7 protein-coding genes are annotated in these 10,627 nt (G+C 30.0%); 5 read left to right on the top strand and 2 right to left on the bottom strand.

Features of this window, described 5'->3' with window-relative positions; all coding sequences use genetic code 11:
* The first annotated feature begins 20 nt into the window (after positions 1-20).
* Together rmuC and ftcD are read left to right on the top strand one after the other, a co-directional pair.
* Positions 21-1,337, top strand: coding sequence for a DNA recombination protein RmuC (gene rmuC / locus L3J60_RS07205; RefSeq protein WP_291974818.1), 1,317 nt, complete (start codon positions 21-23; stop codon positions 1,335-1,337).
* An 88-nt stretch (positions 1,338-1,425) separates the two neighbouring features.
* Entirely contained in the window at positions 1,426-3,117 is a 1,692-nt protein-coding gene (ftcD, locus tag L3J60_RS07210) for a glutamate formimidoyltransferase (RefSeq protein ID WP_291974819.1), read from the top strand.
* Positions 3,118-3,359: 242 nt separating this feature from the next.
* Here ftcD and guaB read toward each other — a convergent pair whose 3' ends face one another.
* Together guaB and L3J60_RS07220 are read right to left on the bottom strand one after the other, a co-directional pair.
* On the bottom strand, positions 3,360-4,829 hold the full coding sequence (gene guaB / locus L3J60_RS07215) for an IMP dehydrogenase (protein ID WP_291974820.1): 1,470 nt from the start codon (positions 4,827-4,829) through the stop codon (positions 3,360-3,362).
* Between the two features lie 60 nt (positions 4,830-4,889).
* A complete protein-coding gene (locus L3J60_RS07220; protein WP_291974821.1) occupies positions 4,890-6,407 on the bottom strand; it encodes a bifunctional metallophosphatase/5'-nucleotidase in 1,518 nt (505 codons plus the stop codon).
* Between the two features lie 375 nt (positions 6,408-6,782).
* Between L3J60_RS07220 and L3J60_RS07225 the strand changes: the two genes are divergently transcribed.
* The 3 genes from L3J60_RS07225 to L3J60_RS07235 are packed head-to-tail and all read left to right on the top strand — an operon-like array spanning position 6,783 to position 10,566.
* Positions 6,783-7,574 (top strand): hypothetical protein, encoded by a 792-nt coding sequence (locus L3J60_RS07225; protein WP_291974822.1) that lies wholly within the window; start codon positions 6,783-6,785, stop codon positions 7,572-7,574.
* Complete coding sequence (locus tag L3J60_RS07230; RefSeq protein ID WP_291974823.1) at positions 7,574-8,920, top strand: NAD(P)-binding domain-containing protein; 1,347 nt, start codon at positions 7,574-7,576, stop codon at positions 8,918-8,920. Before L3J60_RS07225 ends, L3J60_RS07230 begins: the two co-directional genes overlap by 1 nt.
* Positions 8,917-10,566 (top strand): hypothetical protein, encoded by a 1,650-nt coding sequence (locus L3J60_RS07235; RefSeq protein ID WP_291974824.1) that lies wholly within the window; start codon positions 8,917-8,919, stop codon positions 10,564-10,566. The genes L3J60_RS07230 and L3J60_RS07235 overlap by 4 nt, the downstream gene beginning before the upstream one ends.
* Positions 10,567-10,627 lie beyond the last annotated feature (61 nt).

A 10,627-nucleotide genomic window follows, 5' to 3' on the forward strand; every position in this document is an offset into this window, starting at 1 on the left:
AATAGAATATATAAAACACTATGAATGACTTTTTTTTATACTTCTTAATAGCAATCTTATTATTAGTTGTTGGTTTTATTATTGGAAAACTCTTCACTAAAAACAAGTTAGAAAAATTAACAACTGAATTAAATTTAAAAAATAAATTATTACTTCAAGAAAAAGATAGTAACTTAACTATTATCAAAGATTTAAATACTAATATTAATCTTTTGAATGAAGAAAAACATCAGTTAGATTTAAAATATAATCAACAAATTTCAGAGAATAAAAATTTAAATGAAAAACTTGGTAGTTACAAAGAAGATGTTGAAAAACTACAAGATAAATTTGCAAAAGATTTCGAGATTTTAGCTTCAAAAATATTGGAAGAAAAATCTTCTAAGTTTACTGAACAAAACAAAGAAAATTTAAAAATTATTTTAGATCCGCTTCAGCAAAGAATTAAAACTTTTGAAGAGAAAGTAGAAAATACCCAAAAGGATAGTATTAGAATGCACTCCGCTCTTGAAGAGCAATTAAACAATCTTAAAGCTTCGAATTCAGAAATGAGTAAAGAAGCCATTAATTTAACGAAAGCATTAAAAGGCGACAGTAAAATACAAGGAAATTGGGGAGAACTGGTTTTAGAACGTGTTTTAGAAAAATCTGGTTTAGAGAAAGAACGGGAATATTTTGTACAACAAAGTTTTACTAATGACGAAGGAAAACGTGTATTACCTGATGTAATTATTCAGTTACCCGATCATAAAAAAATGATTATTGATTCAAAGGTTACTTTAACTGCTTATGAACAATATGTAAGTGCTGAAAATGAATCTGAAAAACAACACTTTTTAAAGGAACATGTAAATTCGCTTAAAAGGCATATAGAGCAATTAAGTGCCAAAAAATATGAGGACCTTTATACCATGGAATCACCTGATTTTGTGTTGTTATTTATACCTATTGAACCGGCATTTGCTATCGCTTTAAATGCTGATAATCAGTTATATAATAAAGCATTTGAAAAAAATATTGTAATTGTTACTCCTACTACTCTTTTAGCAACACTTAAAACTATTGACAGTATGTGGAATAACGAAAAACAACAACAAAATGCAATTGAAATTGCCACCCAAGCTGGTAGATTATACGATCAATTTGTAAACCTAACGGATGATTTAATTAAGGTTGGAAATCAGCTAAAAACGGTACAAGGAACTTATGATACTTCTATGAAAAAACTTACCGGTAAAGGGAATTTAATTAAGAAAGTAGAAAGTATTAAAAAGTTGGGTGTTAAAACCAGTAAAATTATTAATGATAAGTTATTAGAAAGAGCTTCTGAAGATTAACAAAAAAATCCCGCTAATTGTGGGGTTTTACTTTTAGATTTAAATATCAAAATATCGCCTTAAATTTGAACCACAAAATTTAAAACCAATGAACAAACAACTAATTGAATGTGTTCCTAATATAAGTGAAGGAAAAAATATCGATAAAATTAATAAAATTGCTCACGAAGTTGAAACGGTTGAAGGTGTAAAATTATTAGATGTTGATCCTGGAAAAGCAACAAACAGAACCGTAATTACTTTTGTAGGTGAGCCTAAAAATGTAATTGAAGCTGCTTTTAGATTGATTAAAAAGGCTGCGGAATTGATTGATATGAGCAAACACACAGGCGAACATCCTCGTTTTGGTGCTACCGATGTTTGCCCTTTAGTTCCTATTGCTGGAATTACTATGGAAGAAACTGCTAAATATGCACACCAATTAGGTAAGCGTATTGGAAAAGAATTAGGAATTCCTGGATATTTCTATGAAAATGCAGCTACTGAAGAAAAACGAAAAAATTTAGCAAGTTGTAGAGCTGGTGAATATGAAGGTTTAAAAGAAAAATTAGTGAATCCAGATTGGAAACCAGATTTTGGTCCGGCTAAATTTACTGCCAACATCGCAAAAACTGGTGCAATTGCCATTTCAGCTCGCGATTTTTTAATTGCCTACAATGTTAATTTGAACTCCACTTCTACCAGAAGAGCAAATGCTATTGCTTTTGACATTAGAGAAGCTGGTAGAATAAAACGAGAAGGAAATTCAGCAACAGGAAAAAAAGTAGTAGATAAAAGTGGTAATCCTGTAAAAATTCCTGGAAAATTAAAAGCCGTAAAAGGAATCGGCTGGTTTATTGAAGAATATGGAATTGCTCAAATTTCTTACAATTTAACCAATATCAATATTACTTCTATGCATCTAGCTTTTGATGAAACCGTTAAAGCTGCTGATAAAAGAGGTTTACGTGTAACAGGATCAGAATTGATAGGATTAATTCCGCTACAAGCTATGTTGGATGCTGGAGATTATTTTCTAAAAAAACAACAACGTTCTTTAGGTATTTCTGAAGCTGAAAAAATTAAAATTGCTGTAAAATCCTTAGGTTTAGACGATTTAAAACCTTTTAATCCAGATGAAAAAATAATTGAATACTTATTAAAAGATGATACTAAGAAGTTAGTAGATTTAACCGTTTCTAATTTTTCGGAAGAAACTGCTGGAGAATCTATGGCTCCAGGAGGTGGTTCAATTGCTGCTTATGTTGGTACATTAGGTGTTTCATTAGGAACTATGGTTGCTAATTTATCGGCTCATAAAGCTGGTTGGGATGACAAATGGGAATACTTTTCTGAATGGGCAGTTAAAGGTCAAGCTTATAAAAATAAATTATTGTATTTAGTAGATGAAGATACCAATGCTTTTAACAAAATTATTGACGGATTTAGAATGCCTAAAAAAACAGATGAAGAAAAATTAATAAGAAAAAATGCCATAGAAGAAGCCACAAAATACGCTACTGAAATTCCATTTCAAGTGATGGAAACTTCCTATAATTCTATGGAAGTGATGAAAGAAATGTGTTATAATGGTTTACAAAATTCATTATCTGATGCTGGCGTTGGCATTTTATGTGCAAAAACTGCCGTTACAGGTGCTTATTTTAATGTACGCATAAATGCAAAAGATATAAAAGATAGAATTTTTGCAGAAAATATCATAAAAAAAGCAACAGATATTTACCATAAAACTATATCAATTGAAAAAGAGATTATGGAATATATTGATAGTAAAATGTGATGTTCTCGTCATTGCGAGTGGAATGAGATAGAAGAAAGTAATCTCATAAATTAGAACTACAATGTAACAGATTACTTCGTCGTTATCACTCCTCGTAATGACGTCATTGCGAAGTGGAATGAAGCAATCTGTTTCTTAGAATGAGATTGCCACAGTCATACCTCCTTCGCAATGACGAGAAAAAGTAACAGATTACTTCGTCGTGAAATACTCCTCGTAATGACGGGATGAAGTGATAGATTTTACCTAGAATAATTTGGTGCTTCTTTAGTAATAGTTACATCGTGAGGATGACTTTCTAACATTCCTGCACTGGTAATTTTTACAAATTTAGCTTCTTTTTGAGTTGAAATATCTTTAGCCCCACAATAACCCATTCCAGCACGTAAACCTCCTACAAACTGATGCATGGTTTCATGCAATTCACCTTTATAAGGTACTCGTCCCACAATTCCTTCTGGAACTAATTTTTTAATATCATCTTCTACATCTTGAAAATATCTATCTTTTGAACCTTCTTTCATTGCTTCTACAGAACCCATTCCACGATACGATTTAAACTTTCTACCTTCAAAAATAATAGTTTCGCCAGGTGATTCTTTTGTACCTGCTAACAACGAACCTAACATAACACTATCCGCACCCGCAGCAATAGCTTTTGGTATATCACCTGTATATCTAATTCCACCATCTGCAATAATAGGAATTCCAGTTCCTTTAATAGCGTTTGAGACTTCAATAATGGCTGATAATTGAGGATAACCAACTCCTGCAACTATACGAGTAGTACAAATAGAACCAGGTCCAATTCCTACTTTTACAGCATCTGCCCCAGCTTCTACCAAATATTTTGCAGCTTCACCAGTTGCAATATTTCCTACAATTACATCAATTTGAGGGAATTTATTTTTAATTTCTTTTAAAACGGAAACCACTCCTTTTGTGTGTCCGTGTGCAGTATCAAGAATTAAAGCATCAACACCTGCTTTTACCAATTTAGAAGCTCTTTTTAAAGCATCTCCTGTAACGCCAATAGCTGCTGCAACACGCAAACGACCATATTTATCTTTATTTGCATTTGGGTTTTCACGAACTTTTATAATATCACGATACGTAATTAAGCCTACCAATTTATAATGATTATCAACTACAGGTAATTTTTCAATTTTATTATCTTGTAAAATAATTTCTGCTTGTTTTAAAGATGTGCCTACTGAAACGGTTACTAAATTTTTAGAAGTCATAACTTCTTCAATTTTACGATTATTATTATTTTCAAAACGTAAATCTCTGTTAGTAACAATTCCAATCAATTTAATTTGAGCATCAACTACCGGAATACCACCAATACCATATTTGTGCATTAAATTTTTGGCGTCTCCTACGGTATCATCCTTAGTAATAGTAACGGGTTCAATAATCATCCCTGATTCAGAACGCTTTACAGCTTTAACTTCAGCTGCCTGATTTTTAATGGTCATATTTTTATGTAAAACGCCAATGCCTCCACTACGGGCCATAGCAATTGCCATTTCAGATTCTGTAACGGTATCCATTGCTGCAGAAACAATAGGAACATTTAAACCTATATTTTTACTGAATTTAGATTGAATATTTACCTCTCTTGGAAGTACTTCTGAAAAGGCTGGAATTAGTAAAACGTCATCGTAGGTAAAACCTTCACCTACAAATTTTGAAGAATTGGAAATCATAGTGCAATCAACTTTAAAATTAATTGCAGGCAAATTTACATGTTTTAATTGATTTTAAACCTATTTATTTTTTAAGTGTTTTAAATAACTGATAATTACTTTTCTAATATCGTTTGCTGTTTCCGTTTTTTTAGGAGTATAAATACTTGTAATTCCTTTATTTTCAGGAGTTAGAAATGGAATATCATATCCTTTCAATAAATAATCACTAAAAGCAACGGTATATATTTTATTATCAATTATTTTTTTATGATTTACTATCCATGTTTTATCATTTGTATTATATGATGCTAAATAACGTTGCAAATATGCTCCTTTACCCGCATGTAACTTTCCATATTCCAATACTTTTTTAAGCAAACTTCCTTTTAATTTCACCTTTAAAATTCCGCCACCAAAAGGTAACACTCTAAAAATATCAAAACCTGTGATATCTCCATTAAGTTCATCATCAATTCGTATTGAACCTCCATTTACAATGGCACAATCTACTTTATTATCAAAAGCATAAGCCATAGATTTTGTAATAAGTTCTCCTAAATTTGTTTGAACACTTCTAATGGGTGTATCTCTACCATCTAATGGGACATCGGTATGATACAATACTGCACCTGGATTATCTAATATTTTGTTTAGTTTTTCATCTAAAAATAAATCCCATTTATCTACTATTTTTTTTACTTTTTTATTTGGTTTTATTTTATCATCAATGGTTACCAAAGTAGAATTAATTGTTATTTTTTTAGTTTTTGTATTGTATGTAATTCTATGCACATAAACTGTTTTTGCATTTGCATCTGCTTTTGTAACTTTCCAATTACCTACTGGAATAGACATATTTACGTGTTCATGACCTCCCATAATTAAAGGTACGTCAGGGAACATTTTTAAAATAGCTTTATCATTTTCTTTATTAACATGCGTTAATCCAAAAACGATATTAGTATTGTTTTTTAAAGAATTATAAGCTGCTTTAGCCGTTTTATAAAAATCCTCATAAACAATATAATCTTTTGGATTTGCATTAATGGTAGCACTAAAAAATCCGATTTTAATAAGTTTACCTTCTTTATTTTTAATGTCAAAAGTTACGGTTTTTGGTATATTCGTTTTTATGCTGTTATGGGTAACTTCAAACGGAACAATGGTATCGCCTATTTTATGCATTAAATTAGTTGCAATCCATTGAAAATTAGATTCGTTTAAACGATTTTGTAACTGACTTTCAGATAAATCAAATTCGTGATTTCCAAAGGCAACCAAATCAAAATGCATAGCATTCATAACATCAATCATTTGTTTACCCATAATTCTTTTTCCTTTATATTTTAAAGTTCCTAGCAAGGAAGGATTCAAAAAATCACCTGCCAAAAATAAATAGGTGTTTGGGTTTTCTTTTAATAATTGTTGATGTAAAGTTTCAACACGAGCCATTCCTCCTACTTTTCCTCCTTCTAATGGAGCTATTTCATACACATCATTTAATTGTAAAAAAGTAAATTTTACAATGTTATTTTGTTTGGCACAAGATGTTAAAATTAATGCTAAACCAACTAAAATATAGCTTATTTTTTTCATGAAAATTTATTTTTTGTATGTCCGTAATTAGTAATAATAAAGAACACCGTCATGCTGAACTCGTTTCAGCATCTCATTTTCGTCTGATAACCAGTGTTTTATTGAATACGACCCTGAAACAAGTTCAGGGTGACGGACGTTATGTAAGATTACGGACAATCAGTTTTATTTTAAAGCAAAACTACAGTTTAACCTTTAGGAATAAAAGTAATATACCCATATTTTTTTAAAATTACACTTAGGGTAAGTTGAATTAAAACTGTTATATAAGTGTTTATCTGATGTATTAAATAGATTTACAACAACAAATTTTATTTTACTAACTAAATATTACCCCATTTGAAAAATATTTTTCACACATTATACATAGCTATAATGACGATTATAGTTATTTGTACGACTATTTATTTAGCATATCAAGGTTATAGTTTTTATCACACTCCTATTGAAGAACGATTTTACCATCCACATTATAATTGGTTTAAATCAAGTGGAATTTATGGTCAAGGATTAGGTGTTATTGGCACTTTAATGATATTTTTTGGAGTAACCATTTATATAGCTCGTAAACGATATAATTTTATGGTTAAATACTTGCGATTAAAATATTTATTAGAATTCCATATTTTTTTATGCATTTTAGGTCCTATTTTAATTTTATTTCATACCACGTTTAAATTTGGAGGAATTGTTTCTATCGCATTTTGGAGTATGGTTTTAGTAGTTTTAAGTGGCATTGTTGGCAGATACATTTATATACAAATCCCTAGAACTATTGAAGGTAGAGAGCTTAGCTTAAATGAAGTCAAAGATTTAAAAATAGATTTAACAACGGTTTTAAAAACTAATTTTAGTTTAAAAGATGCAACAATAGCTATGATAAAAAGCATTACTTCAGATGAATTATCCGCTTCTTCTACCTATTCAGTAAGTTCTGTTAGAAAAGCATTAATAAAAAATAAAGTACCAAAAAGAGAGAGAAGAACCATATTAAAAATGGTTAAAAAAGAAAAATCACTTTCAGGTAAAATAGCACGTTTGCAAACCATGCAAAAGCTTTTAAAGTATTGGCATGTAATACACTTACCTTTTGCATTAATTATGCTTGTAATTGTAATTATTCATGTAATTGTAACATTAACCTTAGGCTATAAATGGATTTTCTAATGGAAGAAGTAATTATAGAACAAATTAGTATTTATGGCACTTTATTTTTGCTTTGCATTATTGTAATTTATTTTTATGTACGCAAAAAGAAAATCATTTCTAAAACCACTGAAAAAAAAGTAGCTATTGCTAAAGAAGAAGGTCTATTTGAGCCTGTTTCCTTACATCCTTATATCGATTTGAATACATGTATTGGTAGTGCAGCTTGTATATCTGATTGTCCAGAAAAGGATATTTTAGGAATTGTAAATGGTAAAGCAACGGTTATTAACACCAGTAATTGTGTGGGGCACGGCGCATGCTTTCATGCCTGTCCTGTTGAAGCAATTTCACTAAGAATTGGTACCGAAAAAAGAGGTGTTGATTTACCACATGTAAATGAAAACTTTGAAACCAATACTAAGGGCATTTATATTGCAGGAGAATTAGGTGGAATGGGATTGATAAAAAATAGTGTGGAACAAGGAAAACAAGCAATCCGAAGTATTATTAATAACAAGAAAAAATCTGTACCTAATGTAATTGATGTTGGAATTATTGGTGCTGGTCCTGCAGGTATTTCCGCAACTTTAGAAGCAAAAAAACACGGATTAACCTCTGTTACTTTAGAACAAGATTCTTTAGGCGGAACCGTTTATACTTTTCCACGAACAAAAATTGTAATGACTTCCCCAATGAATTTACCGCTGTATGGCAAAGTAAAACTTAATAATACTTCAAAAGATGAACTACTTACGCTATGGAATAAAGTAATTAAAGAACATCAGCTTAAAATTAACGAACATACTAAAGTTGAAAGTATAAATTTATTAGGAAATAATACTTTTAAAATTTTAACCAATACTAACAAAGAATATATCTGTAATAATGTTCTGCTAGCCATTGGCAGACGTGGAAGTCCTAGAAAATTAAACATACCAGGAGAAAATTCTACAAAGGTAGCTTACAGGTTAATTGAATCAGAAAGAATAAAAAATAAAAAAATAATGGTTGTTGGAGGTGGGGATTCTGCCATTGAAACTGTTCTATTATTAAAAAATAGAAATTCCGTAACACTTTCTTATAGAAAAGATAAATTTTCAAGGCTAAAACCAAAAAATAGAGAAAAAATTAAGGAAGCTATTGAAAATAAAAGTATTACTGTTTTGTTTAACTCAAATTTAACCGCTATTAAAACAGACTTTGTAGAAGTAAAATTTGATTCAAATAGTATAGAAAAGGTAGAGAATGATTTGGTATATATTTTTGCTGGAGGTGAGTTACCTACCGCTTTTTTACAAAAAGCAGGCGTTGAAATAACAAAACGATTTGGTTATATAATGAAAACACATAAAAAAGTATCTTGAAAATTAAATTAGCATACATACTCCCATTTATTATGCTGACTATTACTTGTAGCTATGGTCAAATATCTCCAGGTGATTTAACAACTGCTCATGCCAAATATGAAGGTTTGAGCAATTGTACTTTATGTCATGATTTAGGGACTAAAGTTACCAATAAAAAATGCCTTGAATGTCATAAGGATATTCAATCTCTTATCACAAAAAAAAGAGGTTTTCATGTAAGTAAAGAGGTTAAAGGTAAAGACTGTTTTCAATGCCACAACGAACATCACGGAAGGAAATTTGAAATGATTCGTTTTGATAAAGAAAATTTTGATCATAATTTAACAGGTTATAAATTAGATGGAAAACACGAGGAAATTGATTGCAAAAAATGTCATAAATCAGATTTTATAAAAAACATTGATTTAAAGAAAAAACCAAAAACATTTTTAGGCCTTGATGAAAAATGTCTTTCCTGTCATGAGGATGTACATCAAAATACATTATCTACAAATGATTGTACTTCGTGCCATAACACCAAATCTTTTTCGCCAGCGACTAAATTTGATCATAATTTAGCCGATTTTAAGCTTAAAGGAAAACATACAAAAGTAGATTGTAAAGAATGTCATAAAATTGAAACAAAAAATGGAAAAGATTTTCAGAATTTTAACCATGTTGCGTTTAATAATTGTAACACTTGCCATAATAATCCACATAAAAATAAAATTACAACAGCTTGCAATCAATGTCATACCGAAGAATCTTTTACTATTTTTAAAGGAAAAGGTCGGTTTAATCACAACAAAACCAACTTTAAATTAAAGGGAAAACATAAAAGAATTAATTGTTTTAGTTGTCACAAAAAAACCACAAATCCTTTAACTATTTTTCAAGATAAATCTTTAGTCCAAGAAAACAATTGTGTTGCATGTCATACAGATTCTCATGAAGGGAAATTTGGAACCAACTGTAAAAAGTGTCATAGTGAAAATAGTTTTCGTTCTAAAAAAACTAGAATTGGTTTTGATCATCAACTAACTGATTATCCGTTAATTGGGAAACATCAAAATGTAAATTGTAAACAATGCCATAACAAAGGTAAACTTACAGATAAAATTGCTTTTAATTCTTGTAATAACTGCCATACAGACTACCACAAAGGTGAATTCACAAAAAATAACGCAACTCCAGATTGTAAAGAATGTCATACGTTACAAGATGGATTTGAAAACAGTTTATTTACCATTGAAAACCATAAAACAACACAATTTCCACTTGTTGGTGCTCATGAAGCAACGCCATGTTTTTCATGTCATTTAAACGAAAAAGAAAATCGTTGGACGTTTAAAGATAAAGATGCTAAATGTGTGAATTGTCATAAAGATATACATGAAAATTATATCGATAAAAAATATTATCCAAATCAAGCTTGTCAAACGTGCCATAATAATGATTCTTGGGCTTCTGTAAACTTCGATCATAATAAAACAAATTTTAAATTACAAGGAAAACATTTAACTACAAATTGTAGAGAGTGCCACATTAAAAAATCCGAAGATGAAAATAAATTTGATCAAAAATTCACAAATTTAGAGCAGGGCAAACTCACACTTTTATTTTCAATATCCTTAATAAATAGTCTTCATCCCAAGCCGCTTTGAGTCTTTTGCTTTTAACCGACAGTTTTTTAGTTTGTTCATTTTTCAGGAGGTTCAAGGCTAT

The organism is Lutibacter sp., from assembly GCF_021647475.1.
Classification (GTDB): domain Bacteria; phylum Bacteroidota; class Bacteroidia; order Flavobacteriales; family Flavobacteriaceae; genus Lutibacter.